Annotated in this window: 28 protein-coding genes and 2 pseudogenes; 9 read left to right on the top strand and 21 right to left on the bottom strand. The window is 69.9% G+C overall.

The annotated features are described in order from the left end of the window. Positions 1 to 9: 9 nt before the first annotated feature. Genes ACFY12_RS25460 through rpmG form a run of 3 tightly spaced genes read right to left on the bottom strand, consistent with a single transcriptional unit; the run spans position 10 to position 1,627 of the window. Positions 10 to 1,158, bottom strand: coding sequence for a GTP-binding protein (locus ACFY12_RS25460; RefSeq protein WP_390718197.1), 1,149 nt, complete (start codon positions 1,156 to 1,158; stop codon positions 10 to 12). Beyond that, positions 1,158 to 1,454, bottom strand: a complete 297-nt coding sequence (locus ACFY12_RS25455) for a type B 50S ribosomal protein L31 (protein WP_390718196.1) — start codon at positions 1,452 to 1,454, stop codon at positions 1,158 to 1,160. The genes ACFY12_RS25460 and ACFY12_RS25455 overlap by 1 nt, the downstream gene beginning before the upstream one ends. Before the next feature lie 8 nt (positions 1,455 to 1,462). Then, positions 1,463 to 1,627, bottom strand: coding sequence for a 50S ribosomal protein L33 (rpmG, locus tag ACFY12_RS25450; RefSeq protein WP_066933602.1), 165 nt, complete (start codon positions 1,625 to 1,627; stop codon positions 1,463 to 1,465). Between the two features lie 463 nt (positions 1,628 to 2,090). On the opposite strand from rpmG, the gene tatA reads away from it, so the two are divergent. Continuing rightward, the gene (gene tatA, locus ACFY12_RS25445; RefSeq protein ID WP_390718195.1) at positions 2,091 to 2,294 is read left to right on the top strand and encodes a Sec-independent protein translocase subunit TatA; all 204 of its coding nucleotides are present in this window, start codon (positions 2,091 to 2,093) and stop codon (positions 2,292 to 2,294) included. A 27-nt stretch (positions 2,295 to 2,321) separates the two neighbouring features. Here tatA and ACFY12_RS25440 read toward each other — a convergent pair whose 3' ends face one another. The 6 genes from ACFY12_RS25440 to ACFY12_RS25415 all read right to left on the bottom strand — a co-directional run bounded on the left by ACFY12_RS25440 (position 2,322) and on the right by ACFY12_RS25415 (position 7,133). Next, the gene (locus ACFY12_RS25440; protein WP_390718194.1) at positions 2,322 to 3,167 is read right to left on the bottom strand and encodes a nitrilase-related carbon-nitrogen hydrolase; all 846 of its coding nucleotides are present in this window, start codon (positions 3,165 to 3,167) and stop codon (positions 2,322 to 2,324) included. 567 nt (positions 3,168 to 3,734) lie between these two features. Beyond that, complete coding sequence (locus ACFY12_RS25435; protein WP_390718193.1) at positions 3,735 to 4,154, bottom strand: rodlin; 420 nt, start codon at positions 4,152 to 4,154, stop codon at positions 3,735 to 3,737. 553 nt (positions 4,155 to 4,707) lie between these two features. Then, positions 4,708 to 5,127 (bottom strand): rodlin, encoded by a 420-nt coding sequence (locus ACFY12_RS25430; protein ID WP_390718192.1) that lies wholly within the window; start codon positions 5,125 to 5,127, stop codon positions 4,708 to 4,710. Between the two features lie 262 nt (positions 5,128 to 5,389). After that, on the bottom strand, positions 5,390 to 5,746 hold the full coding sequence (locus ACFY12_RS25425; protein ID WP_390718191.1) for a hypothetical protein: 357 nt from the start codon (positions 5,744 to 5,746) through the stop codon (positions 5,390 to 5,392). A gap of 349 nt (positions 5,747 to 6,095) precedes the next feature. Then, the gene (locus tag ACFY12_RS25420) at positions 6,096 to 6,329 is read right to left on the bottom strand and encodes a chaplin (protein WP_390718190.1); all 234 of its coding nucleotides are present in this window, start codon (positions 6,327 to 6,329) and stop codon (positions 6,096 to 6,098) included. Between the two features lie 357 nt (positions 6,330 to 6,686). After that, positions 6,687 to 7,133, bottom strand: coding sequence for a rodlin (locus tag ACFY12_RS25415; protein ID WP_390718189.1), 447 nt, complete (start codon positions 7,131 to 7,133; stop codon positions 6,687 to 6,689). Positions 7,134 to 7,295: 162 nt separating this feature from the next. Between ACFY12_RS25415 and ACFY12_RS25410 the strand changes: the two genes are divergently transcribed. Both ACFY12_RS25410 and ACFY12_RS25405 read left to right on the top strand, forming a co-directional pair. Continuing rightward, complete coding sequence (locus ACFY12_RS25410; protein ID WP_390718188.1) at positions 7,296 to 8,420, top strand: winged helix DNA-binding domain-containing protein; 1,125 nt, start codon at positions 7,296 to 7,298, stop codon at positions 8,418 to 8,420. Positions 8,421 to 8,665: 245 nt separating this feature from the next. Beyond that, positions 8,666 to 10,348 (top strand): bifunctional 3'-5' exonuclease/DNA polymerase, encoded by a 1,683-nt coding sequence (locus ACFY12_RS25405; protein ID WP_390718187.1) that lies wholly within the window; start codon positions 8,666 to 8,668, stop codon positions 10,346 to 10,348. A 90-nt stretch (positions 10,349 to 10,438) separates the two neighbouring features. On the opposite strand, the pseudogene ACFY12_RS25400 reads toward ACFY12_RS25405, so the two are convergent. Further along, positions 10,439 to 10,888: pseudogene (locus ACFY12_RS25400) on the bottom strand (transposase); the annotation flags it as partial. 143 nt (positions 10,889 to 11,031) lie between these two features. After that, positions 11,032 to 11,328, bottom strand: coding sequence for a DUF1330 domain-containing protein (locus ACFY12_RS25395; RefSeq protein ID WP_390718186.1), 297 nt, complete (start codon positions 11,326 to 11,328; stop codon positions 11,032 to 11,034). 344 nt (positions 11,329 to 11,672) lie between these two features. Between ACFY12_RS25395 and ACFY12_RS25390 the strand changes: the two genes are divergently transcribed. Continuing rightward, positions 11,673 to 12,119 (top strand): RidA family protein, encoded by a 447-nt coding sequence (locus ACFY12_RS25390; RefSeq protein ID WP_390718185.1) that lies wholly within the window; start codon positions 11,673 to 11,675, stop codon positions 12,117 to 12,119. Between the two features lie 122 nt (positions 12,120 to 12,241). On the opposite strand, the gene ACFY12_RS25385 is transcribed toward ACFY12_RS25390, so the two are convergent. Together ACFY12_RS25385 and ACFY12_RS25380 are read right to left on the bottom strand one after the other, a co-directional pair. Beyond that, positions 12,242 to 13,522, bottom strand: a complete 1,281-nt coding sequence (locus tag ACFY12_RS25385) for an acyltransferase family protein (RefSeq protein ID WP_390718184.1) — start codon at positions 13,520 to 13,522, stop codon at positions 12,242 to 12,244. A gap of 329 nt (positions 13,523 to 13,851) precedes the next feature. Then, positions 13,852 to 14,754, bottom strand: a complete 903-nt coding sequence (locus ACFY12_RS25380) for a glycerophosphodiester phosphodiesterase (RefSeq protein ID WP_390718183.1) — start codon at positions 14,752 to 14,754, stop codon at positions 13,852 to 13,854. Positions 14,755 to 15,116: 362 nt separating this feature from the next. On the opposite strand from ACFY12_RS25380, the gene ACFY12_RS25375 reads away from it, so the two are divergent. The 4 genes from ACFY12_RS25375 to ACFY12_RS25360 all read left to right on the top strand — a co-directional run bounded on the left by ACFY12_RS25375 (position 15,117) and on the right by ACFY12_RS25360 (position 17,421). Then, positions 15,117 to 15,722 (top strand): hypothetical protein, encoded by a 606-nt coding sequence (locus ACFY12_RS25375; RefSeq protein ID WP_390718182.1) that lies wholly within the window; start codon positions 15,117 to 15,119, stop codon positions 15,720 to 15,722. A 257-nt stretch (positions 15,723 to 15,979) separates the two neighbouring features. Next, the gene (locus ACFY12_RS25370; protein WP_390718181.1) at positions 15,980 to 16,222 is read left to right on the top strand and encodes a hypothetical protein; all 243 of its coding nucleotides are present in this window, start codon (positions 15,980 to 15,982) and stop codon (positions 16,220 to 16,222) included. Between the two features lie 349 nt (positions 16,223 to 16,571). Beyond that, positions 16,572 to 16,949: a hypothetical protein gene (locus ACFY12_RS25365; protein ID WP_390718180.1), complete on the top strand. Its 378-nt coding sequence runs from the start codon at positions 16,572 to 16,574 to the stop codon at positions 16,947 to 16,949. Between the two features lie 133 nt (positions 16,950 to 17,082). Next, on the top strand, positions 17,083 to 17,421 hold the full coding sequence (locus ACFY12_RS25360) for a hypothetical protein (protein ID WP_390718179.1): 339 nt from the start codon (positions 17,083 to 17,085) through the stop codon (positions 17,419 to 17,421). A gap of 148 nt (positions 17,422 to 17,569) precedes the next feature. Here ACFY12_RS25360 and ACFY12_RS25355 read toward each other — a convergent pair whose 3' ends face one another. The 6 genes and pseudogenes from ACFY12_RS25355 to ACFY12_RS25330 form a co-directional block, all read right to left on the bottom strand. Then, positions 17,570 to 17,839, bottom strand: coding sequence for a hypothetical protein (locus ACFY12_RS25355; protein WP_390718178.1), 270 nt, complete (start codon positions 17,837 to 17,839; stop codon positions 17,570 to 17,572). 146 nt (positions 17,840 to 17,985) lie between these two features. Continuing rightward, positions 17,986 to 18,771, bottom strand: a complete 786-nt coding sequence (locus tag ACFY12_RS25350; protein ID WP_390718177.1) for a hypothetical protein — start codon at positions 18,769 to 18,771, stop codon at positions 17,986 to 17,988. Between the two features lie 624 nt (positions 18,772 to 19,395). Further along, positions 19,396 to 19,668: a hypothetical protein gene (locus ACFY12_RS25345; protein ID WP_390718176.1), complete on the bottom strand. Its 273-nt coding sequence runs from the start codon at positions 19,666 to 19,668 to the stop codon at positions 19,396 to 19,398. 331 nt (positions 19,669 to 19,999) lie between these two features. Continuing rightward, a complete protein-coding gene (locus tag ACFY12_RS25340; protein WP_390718175.1) occupies positions 20,000 to 20,494 on the bottom strand; it encodes a hypothetical protein in 495 nt (164 codons plus the stop codon). A 648-nt stretch (positions 20,495 to 21,142) separates the two neighbouring features. Further along, positions 21,143 to 21,364, bottom strand: a pseudogene (locus ACFY12_RS25335) (chaplin); the annotation flags it as partial. 185 nt (positions 21,365 to 21,549) lie between these two features. After that, positions 21,550 to 21,930 (bottom strand): hypothetical protein, encoded by a 381-nt coding sequence (locus ACFY12_RS25330; RefSeq protein WP_390718174.1) that lies wholly within the window; start codon positions 21,928 to 21,930, stop codon positions 21,550 to 21,552. A gap of 383 nt (positions 21,931 to 22,313) precedes the next feature. On the opposite strand from ACFY12_RS25330, the gene ACFY12_RS25325 reads away from it, so the two are divergent. After that, entirely contained in the window at positions 22,314 to 22,625 is a 312-nt protein-coding gene (locus ACFY12_RS25325) for a hypothetical protein (RefSeq protein ID WP_390718173.1), read from the top strand. Between the two features lie 205 nt (positions 22,626 to 22,830). Here the strand turns inward: ACFY12_RS25325 and ACFY12_RS25320 are convergent, their stop codons facing one another. Both ACFY12_RS25320 and ACFY12_RS25315 read right to left on the bottom strand, forming a co-directional pair. After that, positions 22,831 to 23,817, bottom strand: a complete 987-nt coding sequence (locus ACFY12_RS25320) for an urea transporter (RefSeq protein ID WP_390718172.1) — start codon at positions 23,815 to 23,817, stop codon at positions 22,831 to 22,833. A 95-nt stretch (positions 23,818 to 23,912) separates the two neighbouring features. Beyond that, positions 23,913 to 24,566 carry a hypothetical protein gene (locus ACFY12_RS25315; protein ID WP_390718171.1) on the bottom strand — a complete coding sequence of 218 codons (654 nt, stop codon included), beginning with the start codon at positions 24,564 to 24,566 and terminating at the stop codon, positions 23,913 to 23,915. Positions 24,567 to 24,568 lie beyond the last annotated feature (2 nt).

The following is a 24,568-nucleotide window of genomic DNA, read 5'->3' as shown; positions in this document are numbered from 1 at the left end:
GGGCGTCGATCACGAAACGGGGTCGAGGAGTGCGTCGAACGCGGCCGGCAGGTTCTTCCAGGCCGTCGGGCCGCCCGCGTACTCGGCGTCGGTGAGGAGACAGGACTCCAGCAGGGAGCACAGGCTCTCGCGGTCCAGCCCGGGCGAGGTGAAGACCAGGTGCTGGGCACGGTCACCGTGCTCGGGGTGCCAGTCCAGCGCGGCCGCGGCGCGGCGCATCGGCGGCACCATCTCCCAGGCGGCGTCCGGCAGCGACGCCAGCCACGGCCCGGCGTTCTCCACGCACAGCGCACCGCCGGCCGCGTCCCATGACAGCAGGGTGTCCGGGCGGTCGGCCAGCCAGAACCGGCCCCGGCTGCGCGCGGCGGCGCAGGTCAGGTCCTCCAGGGCGGTGTAGAGCCGCTCGGGGTGGAAGGGCCGGGTGTGCTGCCATACGAGCGTGCCGATGCCCTCCTCGTCGGCCTCCTGCGGCAGGAGCGCGCAGGCCGGGTGCTGCCGGGCCGCGGCCGCCTCCACATCGAAGCCGGCCAGCGCGGCGGCCGCCAGCTCCCCCGACCCGACCGGGACCTGCCGCGCCGTGGGATGGAGCTGGGCGAGCAGCGCGAGGTCGGCGGGCTCGGCCTCCTCTTCGCCCGTCGCGATCGCCAGCACCGGCGCGTACTCCAGCTGCCGCGCCCAGGTGTCGGCGACGGTGCGCTGGTCGGAGGCCGCGGCGGCGAGGCCCGCCTCGGCGAGGTCGTCGCCGCAGCCGAGGTAGGGCAGCAGCAGGGCCGGGTCGACGGCGGTGATCACTCCGGTCAGGGCGAGGCTCGCACTGCCGCAGGCGGTGACGACCTCGGCCATCGCCTTGGGCTCGACCGAGTCCCACAGTTCGACGACGGCGAGCCGGCAGGTCCGGCCGGCGGCCAGCCGCTCCAGCTCGGGCACGAGGTCCTCGCGCAGCGCACAGCAGGCGCAGTCGTTGACCAGCGGCGCCTCGCCGGTGTCGAGCGTGCCGCCGGCATCGCGAACGGTGCGCCGTACGGTGCCGTCCGCCGCCGAGGCGAGGTCGTGATGGAGGGCCACGCTGCCGGGGACGGTGTGCAGCAGCCGCTCGACGGTGGCCCGCCGCGCGTCCGCGTGCAGACCGCCCACCAGCACGACGGGGAGCTGCTCCATCAGCGGGCCTTCTTGCCGGACTCGCCGGACTGACCAGACTGACCGGACTGACCGGACTTGCCGTAACGACGCTCGAACCGCTCGACGCGGCCCGCGGTATCCAGCACGCGGGCGGTGCCCGTGTAGAAGGGGTGGCTCGCGGAGGAGATCTCGACATCGATGACGGGGTAGGTGTTGCCGTCCTCCCACTCGATGGTCTTGTCGCTGGTCGCGGTGGAGCGGGTGAGGAAGGCGAAGTCGGCGGCCCGGTCACGGAAGACGACGGGCCCGTAGGCGGGGTGGATTCCAGGCTTCATCGGGCGGCTCAGCGCTCCTCTCGGAAGGTGACGTGGCGGCCGGCCACGGGGTCGTACTTGCGGAGTTCCAGGCGGTCGGGGTTGTTCCGGCGGTTCTTGCGGGTGACGTAGGTGAACCCGGTGCCGGCGGTGGACCGGAGTTTGATCACCGGACGTAGTTCGTTGCGAGCCATGCGAGTAGTGTACGGAAATGGTTTCCATTTTCAATACGGAGCCGCGGAGAGCGGCGGCGAGAAGAGAGGGGACGGGCGTGGGCCCGATGACCAAGCGGTACCGGCAGGGCAGACAGGAGAGGCGGAACGTACAGGAGGAGCGGAACGCACAGGAGAGGCGGAACGTATACGGGCAGGAGGGCCCGTACGACACAGAGCGCAAGGCGACCGGGGCGGCCAGGCGGCGCGCGACGGTCGCCTGCTACACGGCCCGGCGCGCCGTCCTCACGGCCGTCATCCGCGGCCGGCCCTGGGCGGATGCGCCCGGTCCTGATGCGTCTGACCCTGATGCGTCTGACCCTGATGCGTCCGGCCCTGGGAGCGACCCCCGGACCGGACGCCCGGACCCTCCGGGTCATACTGGACAGAACGTCCGCCGTCACCCCCGACGAAGCCGTCACCCCCGACGAAAGCGAGCGCGCCGATGCTCCGCAACGCCTTCGAGCCCTGGCACCTGATCCTGATCGTCGCGGTCCTCGTGCTGCTCTTCGGCTCCAAGAAGCTGCCCGACATGGCGCGCGGCCTCGGCCGCTCGATGCGCATCCTCAAGTCCGAGGCCAAGGCCCTCAAGGACGAGGGGTCGGGATCGGCCGAGGCGCCCCGGCCGGGGTCGGCCGCCGGACACTGACGCCGCCACCGGACACCGACGCCCCGGTCAGCTGTCTCCGCCCTCGTCGATCAGCCGCCGCACCTCGCGGTCGATCAGGCCCAGCCGGGCCTCGGCGACCAGCGGCACCGCGCGGCGCTGCCGGCGCGCCTCGGCGAGGTCGATCTCCACGGTGACCAGCGAGGGCTCCCACTTGGGCGCCTGCGCCACCACCGCCCCGCGCGGGTCCACCACCCGGGAACCGCCCCAGAACGTGGCACCGAGCTCATTGCCGACCCGGTTGACGAAGACCACCCAGCACTGGAGCATCCGCGCGGTGTAGGAGAGCAGGGTGTCCCAGTACAGGCCGGTGTCCATCGCCTCCGGGTCCAGGCTCGCGGCGCTGTTGGTCGGTACGAACAGAACCTCCGCACCGTCCTGCACCGCCAGCCACGGCAGTACCGGCTGCCAGGCGTCGTTGCACACCAGCGTCGCGCCCCGGCCGCCGGTCCTGGACCGCCTCAGCTCGTACGCGCGCAGGGACTGCCCGGGGCTGACGTGCTTGCGCTCCTCCCAGGCGAGGTAGTTGGGGAGGTAGAGCTTGCGGTGGGCGTGCAGCAGCGATCCGGCCGCGTAGTGCGCCGCGGTGTTGTACGCGCGCAGGCTGGTGTGCTCGTGGAAGCCGACGAGTACGTCGGAGCCGAGGGTGCTGAGCTCCAGCAGCCTCGGATCGCTCGCCTCGATGGACTCATCGCGCTTCAGCGCGCCCAAGTGGTAACCGTGCAGGCTCAGTTCGGGGAAGACGACGAGGTCGGCACCCTGGGCCGCGGCCTGCTCGATCTGCTCACGGGCGATCTTGAGGTTCTCCTCGACCTCACCTAGCACGCAATCCGTCTGCGCCAGCGCAATGAGCATGGCCCCACCTCATCGACTCATCACCTTCGCGGCTTTTATCGTAATTTTGCCAGAGGCCATGCCGACCGGCACAGCCCTCCGCGCCCCTCGGCCTCAAACACCGGATCCGCCCCTTCAAACGCCTGGGGAGCCGGGTCCCCACCAATGAGCGAACGAACGATCCGCCCCGTGCCGGAGCCGGCCCTCACGCGTTGATCCACACGATCCGTCGTACCCCCGCGGGCCCGCATCCAGCCGCAGCGCCGCCCGCCGGGAGCGGTACGGCGGTCCGCGGTCGAACCGTCCCGGATGCCGGCGGCCGGCTCGACCAGGTGGCGCAGGCCGAGCGGCACGCCGGATCCGCTCGGCCGGCTGCCCCTCCCTCCCCCGCTCCGGTCCGGCGTCACCGACGTCATGGCGTAATCGACAAGGTACGCCCTGTGTGCGGGCCGTCGGCCGCACCCCCTAGTACTACTCACGCACCCTCGTAGCGCTCAGTGGTGCTCACACGGCCGGGCGGCCGGCAACGCGTACGCGGCGCCGACCGCCCGGAGACGCAAGCGGTGGTATGGCCGAACCCGTCGGCCGTCAGCGCTTCCGGCCGCCACCGCCGCCGTTGCCGGAACCGAGGAAGAGGCCGTCGAGGACGTGCGACAGCGACTCGTCGCCCTTGACCTGCGCCGAATGACTGACGCACTGCTGCACCTGCGGGTTGGCCAGCACGTTGATGTCCTGAACCGTGATCGGGACCCCGCCGACCAGCGAACCGACATTGAGCTTCTCGCCGATCAGAGCGGCGCAGAGGTCGTTCAGGGAGCCCTGGGCGAGTCCGAGCTGGGTGCTCATCTTGCCGCGGGTGGTCGAGTTGCCGTAGATCGACTTCGACCCGTTTCCGTTGACGGTCTTGGCACCGTGTGCGTCACCGATCGCCATGGCCTGCGGTGTGGCGGCAGCGGAGATACCGACCAGCGACGCCGCCACGGCGGCGCCGGCAATCATCTTCTTCATCACGAAACCCTTCAGGAGACGGAACTCCCGAAACGGGAGCCCTATTGGAACAACCCGCCACACCATCAGGAGTTCTGCCGCATCACTCGAATAGCTCCCGATGGCATTCCCTGAAAGGCGTCATGCGCCTCATATTCCTTTGGCGTCGGCCACCGTTGACGTCGGCAGTCATTGACGAATCCAGGCCCGAATCCCCGGCGGTTGCCGGACACGGGAGCGGGGCCTGCGACGCCGATGAACGGCTTCACAGGCCCCGTGTCGCAGCCAGCCGGCATGCCAATGCCCCGGCAACCCCATCAATCTCGCAAGGGCATTGGCATGCTTCCCTCCACACATCCTGTGTAACGAGCCGGTGCGCCGTACCGCAGTCACGGCGGAATAACAATCTCGTGGCGCCACCGGTCATTTTGTCGTGCCGCGGAACGGGTTGGACAGGTCGTCGGGCGAGAGGCCGGGCAGGACAGGAAAAACCCGGGCCACCCGGCTGAAGGAGGGCCGGGCGGCCCGGGTTTCTACTCTGCGGTCTCGCTCTGCGTTCCTGCCCAGCGGCCGGTCAGCGCTTCCGGCCGCCACCGCCGCCGTTGCCGGAGCCGAGGAAGATGCTGTCGAGGACGTGTGACAGCCCCTCGTCACCCTTGGCCTGGGTGGAGTTCTCGGTGCACTGCTGGATCTGCGGGTTGGACAGCAGGTTGATGTCCTGAACGCTGATCGGCACCACTCCGACCAGCGAGCCGATGTTCGCCTTCGACGGCAGCGCGACGCAGGGCTTGTTGAGCGAACCCTGGATCAGACCGATCTGCGGGCTCATGTAGCCGTGCGTGGTCGAGTTCCCGAAGTACTGACGCGTGCCATTGCCGTTGATGGAAGACGGTCCGTGGTGCGTACCGATGGCCATGGCCTCGGGGGCGGCACCTGCGGCAACACCAACAATGGACGCAGTCGCAGCTGCGGTCGCCAGAGCCTTCTTGATCATTCGTGATCCTTCGCGTTTCGGGGTGCCCTTGGGCCGGGCATTCTGCCCAACTCACAAGGAGGAATTTGGTTGTGCCCATTCACTCAAATGAACAGACGCCCTGATCCGTTTCACCGGCCCGTTCCACTGCCGGCCGAAAGAAACCAGACGGATAATATTCGCGTTGCGGTAATGGGCCGGACAGCGGTCTGCGTACTCGGACCCCACGCAATCTAGATATCCGCATTGAATTCACCGGGCACAACCCACCGAAACAGCGAACTTACCTCAGCGGGAGCCGGAGCCCTCCGAGCAGCGGGGTGGTCTTGGCGGCTTCCGATACGCCGCTGATCACCTTTTTCGCGCTGGCCGACTTGACCTTCTCGCCGGTGTTCTTGACCTTCTTGACCAGTGGCCGGAACTGGTGGCCGTCCAGCTGCTTGCTCTGCAGCGCGTCCGACAGCCCGCCGTTGAGGCTCATCTTGGGAGCCCCGGCCTCGGCGCCGACGCCGGGAGCCACGGGGCGGTTGCCCGCTGCGGGGTTGCCGACGGCCGCGGGGTGGGCGGCGAAAGCGGGCGCGGCGGCACCCAGAGCCATGACGGAACCGGCGATAATCGCAGCAGACTTTGCGTACTTCACTTTCAACTGTCCCTTCTCGGGCGGTGCTTGACGGTCCTGCGGCACCATTGCCGCGCGAGCAATCACTTCGCTGCTCGGACCACCGCATTCACGGTGACTAACGAGTGCTGCCGCCCGGAGAAACTCTGAAAGTTCCCCCTTCTTGTCTCCTGCCTTCTCGCCCCCTGTCTTCTCGCCCTCCCGTCTTCTTGCCTCCTGTCTTCTTGCACTCCTGTTCTTCTTGTCCGCCTCGCCGGGAAGTCCGGGATGGCGATGGCGCTACCCGCAGAGCCCCGTACGGCGACCGGCCCCGATGCGCAGTGAGTGCATCGGGGCCGGACCGGACGGACGCGGCTCGAATTCCGTCGCGTCAGAGGAGCTTGCAGCGGTTGCCGAAGGCCGGGTTGAGCAGTCCGATGAACTGAGCGGTGTTGCCACAGGCGTTGATCGGAATGTTGAACGGAAACTGCACGACATTCGCGGAGCCGATACCGCCGGCCTTCTTGACGCCCCCCTTGGTGCCCGCGTCGGCGAACGCCGGGGCCGCCGCGCCCATCATCATGAGCGTGCTGGCAGCGACTGCTGCGACCTTTGCGTACTTCATTTCAGCCCTTCCTGCAGCGAGTCCGTAGCGAACACGATCGTCGTGTTGCACGGGCGCCAGCCTGCTCGCCCGTTACGCCGCTGCCGATATTGGTAACAATTTCTCCTCGTGGACGGAACTCTGGCCGGGAAGTTTCGGAGGAATCGCCCGAAGGATGCAAACTCTTCGGGCGATCAGCGCCGTGCATACGAGGCGGAAAAAACACCGGAGTTCGAACAGACGAGGCACCCGCCGCAGAAGAGTTCCCACCGGAAGAAGGGAGCGAGAATTCTGTCCCCACGATTCATGTCGGGGGCCGCAACCCCGGGACCGCACAAGGAGTGAGAGCCTGCGGCCCGGGCGCGCGGCGGTGACAGGTCAGCCCTTCCGGCCCCCGCCCCACTGCTTCTGGCCGCCCCCGCCGCCGTTGCCGGACTTGATCGGGATGTTGCTGAGGACGTGCGACAGCGGCTCGTCGCCCTTGGTCTGCGTCGAATTCCTGACGCACTGCTGCACCTGCGGGTTGGACAGCACATTGATGTCCTGAACGGTGACCGGGACGAACATCCCGAACACCGAACCGACATTGAGCTTTTCGCCGATCAGAGCGGCACAGAGCTGGTTCAGAGAACCCTGGACGAGCTCCAGCTGGGGGCTCATCTTGCCGCGGGTGGCGGAGTTTCCGTACATGGACTTGCTGGCGTTGCCGTTGAACGTCGTGGTGCCGTGACGCTCGCCGTTCGCCATCGCCTGGGGAGCGACCGCCGCCGAAATTCCTACGACGGAGGCGGCTACAGCCGTCGTGGCCAGGACCTTCTTGATCACTTCTCACCCTTCGTGGAGCGGAGTGCTGACATCCGGAGTGCACTGGTCAACTCGCCTCGGTGAGCGCGGTTTCGCCCATTCACTCAGATGCCGTGAACCCGGGCCGCCCCGGGCCGCCGCCGGGAACGGCCGATTGTCAGTGGTGTCGTGTGCAATGGCGGCATGAAGGTGACACATGCACAGGTGCTGTCCTGGCGGTTGCGGCGGCAGAGCCTGGCGCCCCGGACCACCGCCTCCGCCGTGGCGCTGGTCGCGCGGCTGGCCGGCGTACAGGCGCAAGTACCCTCGGCCGCCGAACTCGCCGTTGCGGTACGGCAGCAGAGCCCACGTGCCGATGCCGATGCCGTGCGGCAGGCGCTCGAGGACCGCTCCCTGATCCGGACGTGGGCGATGCGCGGCACCCTGCATCTGCTGCCGGCCGAGGACACGGCGTCCTTTCTGGCGCTCCTGGGGGCGGCGCGGACCTGGGAGAAGCCGTCCTGGCAGCGGGCCTTCGGGGTGAGTCCCCAGCAGATGGCGGCTCTCGGGGAGGCCGTCGACGACATCCTGAGCGGACGGGTGCTGACCCGGCAGGAACTGACCGCCGAGGTGGTGGCGCGGGCCGGCTTGGAGGGGCTGGGCGAGCAGCTGTCCTCCGGATGGAGCGCGGTCCTCAAGCCGCTGGCCTGGACGGGACGACTGTGCCAGGGGCCGCCCCGGGGGCAGAACGTGACCTTCACCTCTCCGCGGTCCTGGGTACCCGGTTGGCAGGGGATACCGGACCCGGAGCAGGCGGCACCCGCGGTGATCTCCGCCTACCTGGCGGCCCACGGCCCGGCGACGCCCGCCGCGTTCGACGCCTGGCTGCTGCGCGGCGCGACCCGCAAGGCGGTGCTGCGCGGCTGGTTCGAGGCGCTCGGCGACCGGCTGACGGAGGTCGAGGTGGACGGTGCGGGCGGGGCATTCGTGCGGACCGAGGACGCCGAGGAGCTGGCCCGCACGGAGCCGTCCGAGGAGGTGCGGCTGCTGCCCGGCTTCGACCAGTACGTCCTGGCGCCGGGCACGGCCGACGGCCGGCTGGTCGCCGCCGGGCGGCGCACGGCGGTCAGCCGGTCCGGGGGCTGGATCTCGCCCGTGGTGGTCCACCAGGGCCGGGTGGCCGGTGTGTGGGAGTTCACCGAGGAGGCGGTGGTGGTCACGCTGTTCGCGGAGCACGGCGAGGTGCCCAGGGCGGGGCTGGAGGCGGAGGCCGCACACCTGGCCCGCTGCACGGGACACGAGCGCGGGCTGGTGGTGCGTACGGGATAAGGACTCAATGGGTACTCAATGGGGACTCACGGGGCCGACAGCGCGGGGCCTACGGGACGAGTTCTACGGCACAGGTCCTACGGCGCGGGGCCGACAGCGTAGGCACGGCGGCACGGGGCCTACGGGTGTATGCACTGGTCAGGTGTCGGTGTATGCGCTCGTCAGGTGTCGGTGTAAGCGCCGGTCAGGTGTCGGTGTATGCGCTGGTCAGGGCGATTGTCAGACCCTGGTGCAAGACTCGGGGCATGAGATGGGCGGTGGTGGAGACGGGCGACGGGGGTGCTCGTCTCTGCCCGCTCGCCCAGGACGGACAGCCGGCCGGGCCGGTGCGGGAGGAGGCCTCGCTCGCCGAGGCGGTGCGCTCACGCCCGGACGTCGAGCGGTGGGTATGGCGCTCCACGGCGGACGTCTACCGGCGGCTGCTGGCGGCGGGGGTGCGGGTCGAGCGGTGTTACGACGTGGAGGCCGCGGAGGCGCTGCTGATCGGCCATGAGGAGGGCCAGTCGGGCCAGCCGCGTTCGCTGGCTGCGGCCTGGGCGCGGCTGCATCACCTGCCCGTGCCGCCGGACGCTCCGCCCCGTACGGCCGAGACCCAGCCGTCGCTCTTCGAGCCGGGCCCGGTGCCGCTGCCGCCCGGCACGGACGAGCTGGCCGCGCTGCTGGAGGTGTACGCCGGCCAGCTGGCGCGTACGGAGCGGGCCGAGCACCCGGAGCGGATGCGGCTGCTGCTGGCTTCCGAGTCCGCGGGCATGCTGGTGGCCGCGGAAATGGGCCGGGCGGGGGTGCCGTGGCGGGCGGATGTGCACCGCGCGCTGCTCGACGGCCTGTTGGGCGAGCGGTATCCGGGTGGGCAGGAGACCCGTCGGCTGGCGGAGCTGGCGGACGAGGTGTCCCGGGCCTTCGGTCCGGGTGCGCGGGTGCGCCCCGATCTGCCGCAGGAGATCATCAAGGCCTTTGCCGGTGCCGGCATCTCCCTCACCTCGACCCGCAAGTGGGAACTTCAGCAGATCGATCACCCCGCGGTGGCACCGCTGCTGGAGTACAAACAGCTCTACCGTGTGCACACCGCCCATGGGTGGTCGTGGCTCCAGCAGTGGGTGCACGACGGCCGTTTCCGCCCCGGGTATCTGCCCGGTGGCACGGTCTCCGGGCGCTGGACGACCAACGGCGGCGGCGCGTTGCAGATCCCCAGGGTGGTCCGGCGGGCCGTGCTCGCCGACCCGGGATGGCGGCTGGTGGTCGCCGACGCCGCCCAGATGGAGCCGCGGGTGCTGGCCGCCGTCTCCCGTGACCGCGGTCTGATGGAGGTGGCCGGCAGCGGCGAGGACCTGTACGCGGATCTGGCGGCCCGGGCGTTCGGCGGCGACCGCGACCAGGCCAAGCTCGGTCTGCTCGGCGCGATTTACGGCCAGACGTCCGGTGACGCCCTCAAGCACATGGCCGATCTGCGCCGCCGCTATCCGGCGGCCGTGGCGTATGTGGACGAGGCGGCCCGGGCCGGCGAGGAGGGCCGGCTGGTGCGCACCTGGATGGGCCGCACCTGCCCGCCCGCGTCCGTGGCACCGCCCGACGAGGCGGGCCTGCCGCAGGAGGAGGAGCAGCCGGCCGGGTACGGCGGCGGTTCGGCGGCCGCCCGTGCCCGCGGCCGGTTCACGCGTAACTTCGTCGTCCAGGGCAGCGCCGCCGACTGGGCGCTGCTGATGCTGGCCGCGCTGCGCCGTTCGCTGAGGGAGGCCGGGCTCCGGGCCGAGCTGGTCTTCTTCCAGCATGACGAGGTGATCGTGCACTGCCCGGCGGAGGAGGCACCGGCGGTGTCCGAGGCGATCACGTCGGCGGCCGCGGCGGCGGGCCGGATCGCGTTCGGGGACACACCGGTGCGTTTTCCGTTCACCACGGCGGTGGTGGAGTGCTACGCGGACGCGAAGTGATACGTGAACGCGCAGTGCTACGCGGCCGCGAAGTGACACGCGGGCGCGAAGTGACACGCGGACGCGAAGTGACACGCGGGCGCTGTCGCTTTCCCGTAGAGATGTGATCTGGACCGTGGTCACCGCAGCGACGTCCGCACCGGGCTCCAGGCGGGCTGCGTCCAGCACTGCCGTCCAGGACGTGCGGCCCGTCTCCAGGCAGGCCACGACCGAGTACGGCCATCCTGGGACCATCTGGTGCTTGCCCTCGCCGCGGCCGTACGTATGACAAAAGGCCCGGTCGGGGCAGGTGTTGGCGTCGTCCGGTCGCAACCACGGCGAGACGTCGACGGCCAGCACCAGGCGGCCGTCCGCGGCCCTCGGCAGCGGCAGGCCGGCCAGACACGGCGCAGTCGGCCAGTGTCCTCACCGGCCCGTCCGTGCACAACAGCGCGTCGCACAGCTCGAACAATGCGTCACCCCGCGAGTCGGGCACGCGTACAACTCCGGCCGGAAGCAGGAGACTTCCGCGAATGCATCCCGCAGGACGTCACGATGCACCAAACTCACGAACCACGGCCTTCGTGCTCTTCCTGTGCCTTGTGACGAAGCAAAGGTTCAGACGAAGGCCGTCTTCACGTCCGCTCAACTGCGAAAACGCCGATCAAGTTCGAGGCGCGTTCGAACCCGGACGATAGAGGTCGCTACTCAGATACTCCCTCGACCAAAAGAAGCCGCCGTTCCAGGGCGGCCTCCCGGACCTCAAGCGCTTCCGCATACTCGGAAGACTCGTACCACTCCTTGGCCCGATCAGCATCCGGGAACTCGACGACGACCACCCGCTGGGTAGAGGGCCAAGTGCCCTCCACAGCTTGGGGCACAGCACCACGGACGATATAGCGACCGTCGTACCGACGAATGGAAGCCTCCGCCAATGTCCGGTAGGTGTCAGCCAGCTCCTCGTCCAGCACCTCAACCTCGGAGATCACGTAAGCAGACATGCCAGCCATGCTGCCAGGTACGTCAAGCACCAGATCCGCCCACCAGCAGGGGGAGTCAAACACCGATAGTTCCGGCAACCGCCATGAGCCCGGTCAAGTTCGAGACGTTGTCCGACGCTGGACGATAAACGTCAAGCTAAACTCCCCGGTGGGGGCTGACGGCGGGTGGATGACTGAGAAGTGAGCCGGGAAGGAACCAGCGTTGACCGACACCGGAGGGGCCGCGGGCGCCCCGGTGGCGGCCGATGCGCCGGTCACGTCACCAGGCTGAGCCCCAGGAACCGACGGGAACGGGGATGAGCCCGGAGAGGGGAACGGGGATGAGTCCGGAGACGGGAACGGGGATGAGTCCGGAGACGGGAACGGCGAGGGGCGATGAGAGCCGGGCGGGCAGCGGGCTGGAGCGCGTCAATCCGCCGCATCTCGCGCCGCCGACCGGCTTCAGTCATGCCGTCCGCTCTGCCCCCGGAACCCTGGTCTTCCTCGCCGGGCAGACTGCCCTGGACGGATCGGGCCGGATCGTCGGGGACGGCATCGTCGAGCAGTTCGAGCGCGCCCTGACGAACCTCCTCCAGGTCGCGGCGGCCTCCGGAGCCGGCCCGTCCGACCTCGCAAAGCTCACCGTCTTCGCGGTCGACGTCGCCGACTACCGGCGGCACGCCCGGGAGCTCGGCCAGGTCTGGAAGCGGCTGGTCGGCGGCGACTTTCCGGCGATGGCGGTGATCGGCGCCACCCGTCTGTGGGATGAGGCGGCACTGGTCGAGATCGAGGGCATCGCGGTCGTCCGGTAGGCGGTTCGTCCGAGAGGGCGTTCGTCCGAGGTAACGGTCCCGGTCCGTCCGAGAGAACGGCCCGTCCGATGGCTCCCGGGCGGCCCCGGACGCTTCGAGCGGCCCCGGGCGGCCCCGGGCGTTCAGCTGCGGCCGGCGGCGGCCGCTCCTGCTGGTTCCCTGGTGAACGCCCAGGCCATCTTGGGCTCCATCGCCCACCGGAACGCCCGCTGCACGGGCGGTGTGCACAGCAGGGTGATGACGGCACCGGCGAACAGCGTGATCAGCACCATGCCCCACGGGGTGTGCACCCAGGCCAGGTCGTACCAGTCCCAGAAGCGGGAGCCCTTGGCGAGGAAGCCGTGCAGCAGATAGCCGTAGAGGGTGCCCGCGCCCAGCGCCGTGCACCACATCGTCCGGCCCGGGATCCAGGCGAAGAAGCAGGCCACCAACACCAGCGAGCAGCCGAACATGGCCAGGGTCATCGCCGCACCGCTCCACAACGGGGCAGCGAGTTCCTGCGCGGCGTCACGGTGGTAGAACCACGCGGCGTTCATCCGCGGCGCCGCCCAGTACGCGAAGGCCAGAGCGGCGGCGAAGACCGGTACGGCCAGGACGCGCGCCTTCTTGCGGCGTACGCGCTGGAAATGCTCGGGCCGCAGCGACAGTCCGACCACGAAGAAGGGCAGGAACTGCAGCATCCGCTGCATGTCCAGGTCGTCGCCGATATCGGGTGAGACGGACGCCAGGACGGCGACGGTGAGCGCGAGCGGCACCGGCCAGCGCACGATTTTCCACAGCGGGGTGGTCAGCCGCCAGACGAACAGCGCGGCCAGGAACCACGTCAGATACCACGGGTCCATCAGGCTGATCGGATAGTGCGGGTCGTCGTCCGCCCATCTCTTGAAAAGCGTATAGGCGTATTCGAAGAGGACGTACGGCACCGCGACTCCGGTGACCAGCCGCTGCAGCCGGTCCTTGCGCATATCGAAACTGCGTGAGAAATAGCCGGAGATGATGATGAACGCCGGCATGTGGAAGGAGTAGACGGTGATATAGAGCGCCGCCGCGAACCGGCTGCTCTCGCGCAGCGGCTCCCATGCGTGCCCCATCGCCACCAGCACGATGGCCAGGTACTTCGCGTTGTCGAAGAACGCGTCGCGCGGCTTCGCCCGGACGTCGGCCTTGGCGTGGCTCCCGGATCGCCCTCTGCCGCGGCTCTTGGCATGGCCTTTGGCGTGGTTCTTGGTAGGACCCTTGGCGTGGCTCCGGCGTCGAGCGCGGTGGGGGTGGGCCGCCGTGGTGGTGCCGGGTTCCGGACGCGTCGCCGGTACGCCCGCCGGGAGCGGTGCGTGCTGCGGCATGCGTCGCGGCGGGGGAAGCGGCACCCGTCGTTCGCCGTACGCCGGGAAGTCGTCGCTCAAGGGGCCTCCCGGAACGGATCCATTGGAGCCTTCCGGAACAGAGCCAATGGAACCTTCCGGAACATCTCGGGCACCTTATCCACGCGGCGGGAATCCCGAAAATCGCCACCACCGCGGTCACCCCCCGGGCATCCGGCCTCCACAGCTCCTTCACGGGCCACCGGTCACGGCCGCTCCCGTAGCTCCTTCACGGACCACCGGCCACAGCCGTTCCCGTCCGGCACCACTCCCGCGCCACTCCCGCGCTGCTCCCGCGCCACTCCCCCCGTCTGCCCCGCCTCACCCGCGTCCCTCCCGCGTGAACGCCCCCCATCCCGCCCTGCGCGCGGCTACTCGATGACGCCGTCGACCTCCCGTGCCCGCACCGACCGCGCCTTCGCCTTCTTCGCCACGTCCCACACGTAGACCTCCAGCCGGCGCCCGTGCGGACCGCGCAGCCGGTGCACGGCCGCCAGCCAGCGCGAACTCACCTCGGACAGCCGGGGGTTGATCTGGTCGGCGAACCGCGCATACCACCGCAGGGCCTCCACATCGGGCGCTCCCAGGACGCCCGTACGCAGCTGCGGCGCCAGTCGGTGCACGGTCTTCACACAGGGCACCGAGAAGCTCTGCACCACCAGCCGGCCCTGGACATGGGCGCGGTCCAGCCAGCCCCGCGCCCGCAGTTCACGGACCACCGCCGCCTCGATTCCCGGATAGCGCCCAGGGGCCTTGATCTCCAGCAGGAGCCGCTGCCCGTTATGGTCCAGCCGGCGCAGATACGCGGCGAGCGTCGGCACCCGCTCCCCCGCGAACCGCTTGCCGAACCAGCTCCCGGCGTCCAGCCGGGCGATCTCGGCGGCGGTGAAGTCCCGCACCCGCCACGGCGCCCGCCCCGGAAACACCTTCGCGGCGTCGGTGGTCCGGTTCAGCGTGGCATCGTGGATGACCACCAGCCGGCCGTCCTTGGTGCGCTGCACATCGTTCTCGACCCAGACGAACCCCCGGCGGCGTGCGGCGTCCACGGCGGCCAGGGTGTTCTCGGGCGCGTCCCGGGAGGCGCCGCGGTGCGCGATCCTCAGTGCCGCCCCGGCGCCGGGCCCGGCCCGGGCCTCGCGGGCCGCCACGACGTTCAGGTACTCGGCGTACACCGCGAACTCGTCCGGCCCGGCCGCCACCGCGGACGACGACACCGCCGCCGTCACCAGGTACGCGACTCCCGCGGCGGGGACCCGCAGTGTTCTCCGAAGCATGCGGAAGCCTCCTGGTCCCCTGTCCGCGAGCCTGCCGGGCAGTGTCCTGATCACCATGCCCGGCGCATCCGGCACCCGCCACGCGGGCAGCGCCATTCGTGGAGCGCGGCCCTCCACGGAGCGACGCGATGAGGGCGACACGATGAGGGCGAAACGAGGGAGAGACGGCGGCGAGATGAGGAGGAGATCGGGAGGAGATCAGGGGGAGATCAGGGAGGGATCAGGGGGGGCAGGAGGAGATGAGTCGATGCGCGTCTGTCAGCGCGACCGATGGACCACGGAGAAGCGCCCCTCATAGCTTCGACGCACCAAATAGCTTCTGACGCACCAACCGGCCCTCACGACATACCGGAGCGAAAGCCATGAGCCGCATCCGTATCCGTATCCGCATCACCGGGAAGACCCGCCGCACGAGGACGGCCGCGAAGACGGCCGCGAAGACAGCCATGGGGGCCGCCCTGGCCGGTGCCGCCGTTCTCGGCACGCTCGCCACCGCGCAGACCGCCGGGGCAACATCCACAGGAGCAACGTCCACAGGGGCGACGTCCACCGGAGCAACGTCCGCCGCACACCACCCCGTTCACCCGTCATCGGCGCACAGCGGGAGCGCGGCGGTCCGGACGTCCGGCACCCCGTACGTCATCAATCACTACGGCGAGGAGAACGCCGAGCACGGCCGCGCCGAGCGCAGCCCCGCGAACCTGGTGCTGTCCGAGTTCACCTCCCTCCACCACGCCAACTGGAAGGCGTGGAGCGCCAAACGGGCGGTGGGCACAGGGGAGGTCACCGGCACCTGGTGCCTGGACACCTGCCTCGACGAGCCGCTGAAAGCGACGGTCACGCTCGCCGACCCCAAGGCCGTGGACGGCCGGAGGATCTTCACCACCTTCACGCTCGAACTGGCCGACGGGCGCGGCACGTACGACTCCGAGGACCTGCGCGGCAAGCGCCCGCTCGTCACTCTCTGACACCGGCCGGGGGCGGCGGATCGATTGAGGCGACAGTCCGATGAACGGTCCTGTCACTGCCGCCCAACCGCCTTGTCCTATAAGGGTTCTGGGGCGGTGAGGGCGGGTGTCGGCACGGGCCCGCGGAGGCCTTTCACACGGTTCGACACAGGGCGCGCAGCGAAGTGGAACCCTCAAGACGACTACTGCTAGTGTGCGGACGGTCACAGTAGGCAATCAGGCCTCTATGCACAGGTAATGAAGGGCCGAGGGGTTCCATGCGCAAGCTTCAGCAGGTCGCGATCGTCGCCGCAGCAGCCGGCGGCCTGTCCGCCATCGGTGCCGGTGCCGGCGTCGCCTACGCCTCCGGCGGCGGACCGAAGGTGGTCGACAACTTCCGTCCGTACCAGGAGTGCAGCCCACAGACGTTCGCCGAGGCCAACGTCCCGATCGGCGCGCTCGCCGTCCCCCAGACCTGGGGCACCACCTGCGGCCAGTTCAACCACGCCTTCACCGGCTAAGGTCGCCGGGAGTGGCCGTACGCAACACCCGTCGCGGGCCCTTCGGGGGGAGACCCCCCGAAGGGCCCGTTCGCGTGGGTACGCACCGCCGAGCGGCCGACGCGACCCGACGAGTCAGGTGCCGTACGGCCGAACGGGTGGTTCGCCGCTGGGCACCCACCCCTCTTCCCGCCTGCCGAGGACCCGATCTGCCAGGGGCGCGGCGCCGTTCCAGGGGTGGAGCCGGGACGCTGCGGTCATAACATCCGGCGCGTCGTTGAGCAACTGTGAGGCATTTCGTATTAGCTTTCCGTAACTGTACGAAGTCGATCACTCACAGATCGCATCGGCTCAATCCACCGGAGAAGAAATGCGCAAGCTTCACAAGGCTGCCGTCATGGTGGCCGCCCTCGGCAGCATCGGCCTCCTCGCCGGCGGCACCGCCTTCGCCGTCGACGGCGGGCAGCAAGGCGGCGGCAAGGGCAAGGCATCGGAGTCCTGGAAGATCGGTCAGGGCAGCTCCTGCAGATCGCACGACCTGAACGTCGACGTCCTCGGTGAGGTCGGCATCCTCAACGGCGTTCTGGGCAACGCGCTCAACGGCGAAGGCCCGGCGGGTGCCCAGTCCACCCCGATCGGCTCGTCCATGGGCTGCAACGACAGCATCAAGCTGAGCGGCCACGGCGGTGGCGACGAAGGTGGCGGCGAGGGTGGCGGCCACGAAGGCGGCGGTGGCGGAGGCCACTGACAGAAATGGGGTCCCGGTGTCCGAGCCACCGGCCCGGGCACCGGGACCCCGACTCGACTCTCTTCAGAGCCCGGGCGCAGACCAGTTCACGGTCACGGCGCCCGGGCATCGATCGCAAAGGAACGCGGTTCACATGCTCACTCGGAAGTACTTCGCAGTCGTCTCAGGCCTCGTAGGCGGACTCGTCGTCACCTTCGCCGGTGCCGCCCAGGCGTCCGCCGGAGCCCCGGCGACCAGCTGCGTCCAAGACCTCCAGGGCAGCTACACCTGCCAGCAGAGGAACTCCCACTTCGCGTCCGAGCCGGGCAAGTACAGCGTCCAGCAGTCGCAGGACTGCATGATGACGCGGCCCTTGACAGAGCCGGTGGGCGGCCTGTTGAACACGGGGGGCACGGCGATCGGGCCCACCACCAGCTGTTCCAACCAGGTGGGGCCGCAGCAGCAGGGCGTGGCGCCCGACACCATGGGCTGACCCGCCCCCAGGGGACGCAAAGGGGTCCCGACGCCGGCCGGTGGCTCGGACGTCGGGACCCCTTTCGGTCGCCTCGGTCACCCGCGCGGCTGCCGGGTGCTCAGAGGGCTTGTCAGAAGGTGTGCCAGAAGTCGCGTCAGAAGACTTGTCAGAAGGCGTGGTTGTCGCAGCTCATCTTGGAGCCCAGGTTGGCGGGCTGGGCACCCGGCGAGCCCTCGCCGTTGAGCGCGTTGCCCGCCAGGCCGTTGAACGCCCCGAGCGCCCCGAGGATGCTGATGTTCATGTCGTGCGACCGGCACGAGGTGCCCTGCTTGATGTCGTGCCCCGGCTCTCCGTGGGCGTAGGCGGAACCGGCGCTGAGGGCGCCGACGCTGCCGAGGACGGCACCCACGACGGCGGCCTTGTGAAGCTTGCGCATGTCTTCTCCGGTGATTGTGCGGATGCGATCTGGAGCAGATCGACTTCTTACTGGGGCGGAAGCCCACGGGGAAACACCCACGGAGGCCCCGCCGCTGGTGTTGCCTCGATCCAGGGGCGGGGCCAGTCCTGACGGAACTTCAGCGGTCAGGAAATCCGGGGCAGACTGGGCATGTCGAGCCGTCCCACCGGAGCCACCGCCGCCCGGCCGAGCCCGAACGGGGAGACCTGCGGGACGCCCGGGTTGATCAGCGGGTTGACCGCCGGGCCGATCGTCGGGTTGAACTGCGGGTTGACCTGCGGGCCGGAGTGCGGGAGGTGCTGCGTCACCGACTGCGGAGCGACCACCTCCGGGGCCACGTGCGGGGTCACCTTCGGGGCCGCCTCGGGCATCACCTGCGGGGTCGAGTGCGCGGCGGGTGCCGGGTCTGCCGCCTGCGGAGCGGAGTGCTGCACCGCAGGGTGCGAGGAAGCCTCCGCGGCGCCGCCCGACGAGGCCGATGCGGTGGCGTGGTGGACTTCGTGGTGCTGCGGAGCGGGCGGCTCAGGGGCCGGGGCGGGCGGCGGGGTGTACTGCGGCTGCGGCGGGGGCGGCGGCGGCGGCGTGTACTGCGGCTGCGGCGGGGGCGGGGGCGGGGGCGGAGCGTACTGCGGCTGCGGCGGGGGCGGCGGCGGTGCGTACTGCGGGGGCGGCGGCGGAGGCGCGTACTGCGGCTGCGGCGGGGGCGGCGGCGGAGCGTACTGCGGCTGCGGGGGCGGCGGCGGAGGCGCGTACGCCGGCGCCGGGGCGGCCTGCTGCGGAGCGGGGGGCGGGGCGGCGCCATACCCGTACCCGTACCCGGCGGGAGCATCGGCATGGCTGACGCCGGCGCCGATGGCAGACAGACCGCCGGCCGCCGCGACGACGAGCAGCGCCTGATGAAGCTTGCGCATGGAACCCTCGGCCCTTCATTACCTGTGCATGGAAAATCTGAATTACTTATTACTGTCTTGTGTGCGCCAACAGTGGAATTCCGGGGACTTCACACCCGCGCACCCGAGTTGGGCCACGCCGGAAGCTTCCAAGCCCGCAACGGCACTCACCGCGCCGCCCTCCAACGCTTCTCAAAGCCGACGGCGGATCCCATCGCCTCACCTCTGAATCACGTCGGACAAACCTTGATTGCCGGCCTCGTCGACGCGAGCCGCCCCCGGTACCTGGAGGGGCGCTTCCTGCCGACGGCCCACAGACCCATTCGCTGTTCTCTCCCAGGGCGCAACGGGATTTCCCCTGGCCCGGTCACGGGAACCCGCGCGCCGTCACCCATTTGCCGCTTCGGGCGGGCGGTTTCGAGCGATCCGCTCCGCACCGGGCCCCGACCCGGACACGGAAGGAAGAAAACCGAAAAGGGCCCCGGGCACCGGCCTTGCGGCCGGATACCCGGGGCCCTTCTTCCGTATCTGTTCTTACGTACGTGTCCTCACGTACGCGTCCTCACACGTACGCATCCTTACGTACGTGCGTGAATCTCCGGTGTTCAGTGTGTTCAGTGGCGTTCAGCGATGTTCCGCGGCGTTTCAGCCAGCCATGTTGTTGCAGCCCATGGCCGAACCCATCTTGGTGGACTGGGCACCCGCCGGGCCTTCGCCGTTGAGCAGGTTGCCGGCCAGGCCGTTCAAGATCCCGACTTCGCCGAGGACGTCGACGTTGATGTCGTGCGATTTACACGAACTGCCCTGCTGCATTGCGAACCCGCCGCCCTTGCCGTCGGCGTGGGCGGTGCCGCCGCCCAGGATGCCGACGCTGCCGAGAACGGCGGCCACGACGGCGGCCTTGTGAAGCTTACGCATGTCTTCTCCGGTGGTTGAGCGATGCGATCCGTAACAGATCGACTGCTTACAGTCACGGGAGGCTAATACGAAATATTCTGGTATGACCTGCGACGCGCCGAATTGTACGATCGAGTGATCAGAACTTCGCGCACCTTCAGCGCAGTTCAGGGCCCGGGCGGCCACGATCGGCCCGGGACGGGCTGGGAGCGGGCCGCGGCAGGGGCTCGCACTCCGTGGCAGATCACCCGCTCGGCCGTACCGCACACGAACGGGCCCTTCGGGGACGCTCCCCGAAGGGCCCGCGGCGGCGTCGTGCGCGGCGACCCCGGCGACCCTGCCCGGTGCGGCCTTACGAGTGGGCGCCGGAGCCGGAGACGGCGTTGGCCTGGGCGTTGTGCTGGGTGCAGACGGTGCCCCAGTCCTGTGCGGCGCCGAGGACGCCGACCGGTGCGGCGGCGTTGAGCAGCGTCTGCGGGCTGCACTCCTGGGTCGGGCCGAAGCGGTTGTTCTGGTCGTGCGGGCCATCGGCGGCCTGCTGGGCCAAGCCGCCGATCGTCGGGGAGAGTTCGGGGGTGATGTCCGGGTTGAACTGCGGGTTGACCTGCGGGGGCGACTGCGGGCCGGCATCCGGGGCGCCGCCCTGGGGGGCGTAGCCCTGGGGGCCGGACGCGTGCGAAGTGGCCTGCGAAGCGCTCCAGGAGGCGGCCTGGGGGTCCTGCTGGGAAACGGGCGGGCCGGCGTAGCCGTTGTATCCGACGGGGTCGGCCTGGCTGGCGCCGGTGCCGATGGCGGACAGACCGCCGGCCGCTGCGAAGACGAGCGCGACCTGGTGAAGCTTGCGCATGGAACCCTCGGCCCTTCATTGCCTGTACATGGAAATCTGCATTACTTATTGCTGTCTTGTGTGCGTCGGCAGTGGTGTGCGCCGGCGGCGGAATTCCTGGAGCTTCACACCCTGCGCACCCCGATTCGGACCACGGCGGAAGCCCCCCGCAGGCCCGCGACCGCCCCCGATAGCAGGGAGCAGCATTTCCCGGTGACGGACCACGAGCCCATTCGCTGCTCTCTCCCAGGGGCCAACGGGGATTCCCCCGGTCCGGTCACGGGAACCAAAGGGCCGTCACCCATTTGCCAGCCGACGGCGTATGCGTATGGGGCCCGGCGCCTTTCCGGACCCCACACACTCGTACCTGACGGAGTGCCGGCCTCATACGGCCGCCGCTCCCCGCGGTCAGACGCGGGCGGAGGCCCGGCGGCCCCGGCGGTAGAGCAGGACGCCGCCGAGGATCAGCCCGGCACTGACACCGGCCGGAATCGCCACGTTGACCCGCTCCGAACCGGTCGCCGCCAACTGCGGGTGCACGGCCTGGTGGTGGGTGTGGGCGACGATGGGGGTCGCCGCGCGGTGGTGCGACGTGGTGTGGTGGCGCTCCTGCGGCTCGTGCTTGACCTGCGGCTTGTGGTGGTGCCGCATCGCCGACTCGCCCTGGGCGCATTCGTTGCCGAAGACCGGGTTGAGCAGCCCGACGACGTCGATCGTGTTTCCGCAGACGTTGAGCGGGAGGTGCAGCGGCACCTGGAGCAGGTTGCCGGACCCCAGCCCGGACGAGCCGACAGCCTCTCCCTTGGCGCCGGTGTCTGCGACGGTCGTGCCCGCACCCGCGAGCAGCAGGCCGCCGGTGGCAGCCGAAGCGGCAATGACCCTTTTGATCATGTGACTCCTCCTTAGCAGTGCGGTCACGGCCGCGGACCGCAACAAGCTCAACGAGGCCGGAGAAGGAAGGCTACGAATCAGGCATTTCGATCACGCATTCAGCTTGACCCGCGCTTATCCGGCCGAGGAGTGACACGCGTTCTGATTTTATGGAGAGGGTTTCCCGGCGTTCATCACATGGATTGTCAATTCGTCGGGGAGAGCACCGTCCGCTGCTGCGTGGTGTTGCTCTTCGGGCCGAGCAGCCCTCCGCCTTGCCCGTTGTTCGGGGCAAGCAATCCGCCTTGCCCGTTGTTCGGGGCGAGCAATCCGCCTTGCGCGTTGTTCGGGGAGAGCAGCCCGCCTTGCTGCGGATTGCTGGTCATACCCGGGGCCTGCGGCGCCGGGGGGTTGAGCAGTCCCAGGGGCAGGCCGCCGACCTCCAGCCCGCCGATGTTGGAGGCGGCCCTTACGGGTTCGCCGATGATGCCGACGAGGCCCGGCCCGCGGTTGTCGGCGTGGGCGGGGGTGGAGAGGGCCCCGGTGACGGCGAGGGCTCCCGCAAGAAGGGTGAGTGCGCGGCGCATAGCAGCTCCTGCTTCATGTCGCGTGATGGACGTGCGGTGTGCACTGCCACCCTTCCACCGGCGCGGTGCGGGCTCCGGCGCCCACGCCCAGATCATCACCTGATCGCGCCAGTCGGCGCCGCGCTCCGGGCGACAAGTCAAGCGCGGTACGGCCGGACAGGTGGCGCGTCCCCCGTTCGCCACGGAGTGCCCCCGGCCGTTCCGTGCCCGTTCCGGCCCGGCCGGGCCCCTGAACTGCGCAGGTCACGGGGGCTGTTGCCAAAAGCCCTCGATCATACAATCCGGCGCGTCGTTGCGCGATTTCAGGATATTCCGGATTAGCCTCCATAACCGTACGAAGTCGATCCATCACCGATCGCATCGGGCAATCCACCGGAGAAGAAATGCGCAAGCTTCGCACGGCGGCAGTGGTAGCCGCCGCCCTCGGCACCCTCGGCATCCTCGGCACCGGCACCTCCTACGCCGATGCCAACCACGGCAGCAAGGACGGTGGCGGCAAGAGCAGCATGGGCGTCGATTTCAAGCTCATGCAGGGCAGCTCCTGCCGCTCGCACGACACGAACGTCGACATCCTCGGCGAGGTCGGGATCGCGAACGGCCTGGCCGGCAACCTGCTCGGCGGCGAGGGCCCCGCCGGTGCGCAGTCCAGCACGATGGGCTCGTCCATGGGCTGCAACAACGAGTTCGGCAAGTAACCGAGAACTCCCGCACGTAACCGAGAACTCCGGCACGTAGCGGAAAACGGGGACAGGTCCCGGCGTCGAGCCACCCGCCGACGCCGGGACTCTTCCATGCCCCTGCACGCCCCTGCACGCCCGTCTTCGGGGTTCCGCCCTTATTTACCTGGCCGGATATTCACCTGGATTTACCTGACCGGTGTTCACCTGGCCGGGCCCGCCCTCAGTCTGAGCGCCGGATCCGGGGGAAGGAGGGGGCCGCGGCGAGGAACAGCCAGCTGGTGATGATGAAGGGCCAGCTCAGGGTGCGCCCTCCGAACGGGGTGAAGTAGGCGTTCATCGCCGCCGTCAGCACCGTCACCACGGCCACCGCCACCAGGGTGTAGAGGGCGTTGGGCACGGTCCTGACCAGGAACATCCCGCCCAGGGCGACGGCCACGAGGACCGCGTTGTAACCGTAGACACCCGCGGCGAGCCCGGCCGGCGGAGCGCCCAGACCCCAGGCCAGGAGTACCGCCACGACGCTGCCGGCGACCGCGGCCAGCCCGTGCCGGATCCCGCCGACGAAGAGCCCCACCAGCATGATCACACCGACGTACCAGTGTGCCGAGAGGCCGACCTGGGCGATGTTGGCGAAGAACCCGTGCCATAGATCGGACCAGGTGTACCTGCCACCGGGGACGGCGGCGGTGGGCAGCGCCGCCGGGCCGACGGGCCACGGCCAGAGCCGGGTGAAGGCGGGAGCCGCCGCCAGGGCCGCGCCGACCACCACGCAGAACGGTGCGGTCAGCACCGGCAGCCGCCAGGGCGCCAGCATGGCGGTCAGCGCGGAGTAGGCCAGTACGCAGACGACGGCGCCGCCGATGGTCAGCAGGTACGTCGAGGGGTGGGAGCCGAGGAAGACGTACAGGGCGATACCGGTCAGGCAGCCGCTGAAGCCCTGCGTACCCAGGTCGATGGCACCCCGGTCGACACCCATGACGTACGCGGTCGCGGTGGAGACCACGGCGCCCAGCACACCGAAGACGCCCGACTGCCAACTGCCCAGGAAGACCGCCAGCGTGAAAAGGACTCCGGTCCAGGCGTTCGGCAGCAGGCTGAGCTGGCCGAAGCTGCGGACCAGCTGCGCCGCGAGGCGGACCGGGCCGGGGAGCCCGGTGCCCTTCTCGGTGCCGGGCGCGGCCGGCTGCACTGTCTCGGGGCTGATCACGCTGTCTCCTGGGGGTTCGGGTGCGCTCGTGCCCTGCGGCCGGACGGCAGGATGCCCCATGGCCAGGGCGCCCTACGACCGGAGGGCGGGGCGCCCTACGGCAGGACGCCTTGCGGCAGGCCCCGGCTCGGCGTCGTGCCCTGCGGTGGCGCCGGAGCGCGCGGCGACGCCGAGGCATCGGGGGCGTCCGGGGCACCAGAGGCATCCGGGGCATCCGGAGCGAGCTGCCACTCCCCGCCGTCCTCCCGGATGGCGAGGACGTGTCCGCTCCCTGTGTGACCCCCCGGCCCGGAGAACCACCGGGCGTCGCTCGGGTCCCACCAGCGGTTCCCGACCCGGAGAACCTCGTGGTAGACGGCGGTCCGCCCGATCCACGCATCGCTGACCCGCGCCTCGTTCCACACCGCCCGCCAGTGCGCGGGGGCCATCGGCGGGGTCAGCACGGCGGCGCGAGCGCGCGCGTGCGGTACGGACTTCCGGGCGAGGAGCACCGACGCCACATCGGCGTGCACCCCGCAGTCGCCGACGAGGTCACCGTCGTCCACCAGGTCGCACCAGTGGGCCGGCCACTGCACGGGCCCCCACCGGAAGAGCCCGGGGACGGCGGCGAGCGCGGTCCCCGTGTCCCCGAAGTGCGTCACCTGGGCGAAAACACTGTGTCTGACCGTCCGGCAGCACGCCTTCGGGTGGCTGCCCACCTGGGACAGGCCGATCCGGTCGAACCGTTCCAGGTCTGCGATCAGACTCATGG

The sequence above is a fragment of the Streptomyces sp. NPDC001339 genome, assembly GCF_042895955.1.
Classification (GTDB): Bacteria; Actinomycetota; Actinomycetes; order Streptomycetales; family Streptomycetaceae; genus Streptomyces.
Note: the sequence above shows the minus strand (reverse complement) of the source record. Positions and strands in the feature narration are given on the sequence as shown.

Coding starts and splice junctions, on each gene's coding strand:
- ACFY12_RS25460 (WP_390718197.1), bottom strand. CDS start 1,158: ATGGAGCAGCTCCCCGTCGTGCTGGTGGGCGGTCTGCACGCGGACGCG.
- ACFY12_RS25455 (WP_390718196.1), bottom strand. CDS start 1,454: ATGAAGCCTGGAATCCACCCCGCCTACGGGCCCGTCGTCTTCCGTGAC.
- rpmG (WP_066933602.1), bottom strand. CDS start 1,627: ATGGCTCGCAACGAACTACGTCCGGTGATCAAACTCCGGTCCACCGCC.
- tatA (WP_390718195.1), top strand. CDS start 2,091: ATGCTCCGCAACGCCTTCGAGCCCTGGCACCTGATCCTGATCGTCGCG.
- ACFY12_RS25440 (WP_390718194.1), bottom strand. CDS start 3,167: ATGCTCATTGCGCTGGCGCAGACGGATTGCGTGCTAGGTGAGGTCGAG.
- ACFY12_RS25435 (WP_390718193.1), bottom strand. CDS start 4,154: ATGAAGAAGATGATTGCCGGCGCCGCCGTGGCGGCGTCGCTGGTCGGT.
- ACFY12_RS25430 (WP_390718192.1), bottom strand. CDS start 5,127: ATGATCAAGAAGGCTCTGGCGACCGCAGCTGCGACTGCGTCCATTGTT.
- ACFY12_RS25420 (WP_390718190.1), bottom strand. CDS start 6,329: ATGAAGTACGCAAAGGTCGCAGCAGTCGCTGCCAGCACGCTCATGATG.
- ACFY12_RS25410 (WP_390718188.1), top strand. CDS start 7,296: ATGAAGGTGACACATGCACAGGTGCTGTCCTGGCGGTTGCGGCGGCAG.
- ACFY12_RS25405 (WP_390718187.1), top strand. CDS start 8,666: ATGAGATGGGCGGTGGTGGAGACGGGCGACGGGGGTGCTCGTCTCTGC.
- ACFY12_RS25395 (WP_390718186.1), bottom strand. CDS start 11,328: ATGTCTGCTTACGTGATCTCCGAGGTTGAGGTGCTGGACGAGGAGCTG.
- ACFY12_RS25390 (WP_390718185.1), top strand. CDS start 11,673: ATGAGTCCGGAGACGGGAACGGCGAGGGGCGATGAGAGCCGGGCGGGC.
- ACFY12_RS25380 (WP_390718183.1), bottom strand. CDS start 14,754: ATGCTTCGGAGAACACTGCGGGTCCCCGCCGCGGGAGTCGCGTACCTG.
- ACFY12_RS25375 (WP_390718182.1), top strand. CDS start 15,117: ATGAGCCGCATCCGTATCCGTATCCGCATCACCGGGAAGACCCGCCGC.
- ACFY12_RS25370 (WP_390718181.1), top strand. CDS start 15,980: ATGCGCAAGCTTCAGCAGGTCGCGATCGTCGCCGCAGCAGCCGGCGGC.
- ACFY12_RS25365 (WP_390718180.1), top strand. CDS start 16,572: ATGCGCAAGCTTCACAAGGCTGCCGTCATGGTGGCCGCCCTCGGCAGC.
- ACFY12_RS25360 (WP_390718179.1), top strand. CDS start 17,083: ATGCTCACTCGGAAGTACTTCGCAGTCGTCTCAGGCCTCGTAGGCGGA.
- ACFY12_RS25355 (WP_390718178.1), bottom strand. CDS start 17,839: ATGCGCAAGCTTCACAAGGCCGCCGTCGTGGGTGCCGTCCTCGGCAGC.
- ACFY12_RS25350 (WP_390718177.1), bottom strand. CDS start 18,771: ATGCGCAAGCTTCATCAGGCGCTGCTCGTCGTCGCGGCGGCCGGCGGT.
- ACFY12_RS25345 (WP_390718176.1), bottom strand. CDS start 19,668: ATGCGTAAGCTTCACAAGGCCGCCGTCGTGGCCGCCGTTCTCGGCAGC.
- ACFY12_RS25340 (WP_390718175.1), bottom strand. CDS start 20,494: ATGCGCAAGCTTCACCAGGTCGCGCTCGTCTTCGCAGCGGCCGGCGGT.
- ACFY12_RS25330 (WP_390718174.1), bottom strand. CDS start 21,930: ATGCGCCGCGCACTCACCCTTCTTGCGGGAGCCCTCGCCGTCACCGGG.
- ACFY12_RS25325 (WP_390718173.1), top strand. CDS start 22,314: ATGCGCAAGCTTCGCACGGCGGCAGTGGTAGCCGCCGCCCTCGGCACC.
- ACFY12_RS25315 (WP_390718171.1), bottom strand. CDS start 24,566: ATGAGTCTGATCGCAGACCTGGAACGGTTCGACCGGATCGGCCTGTCC.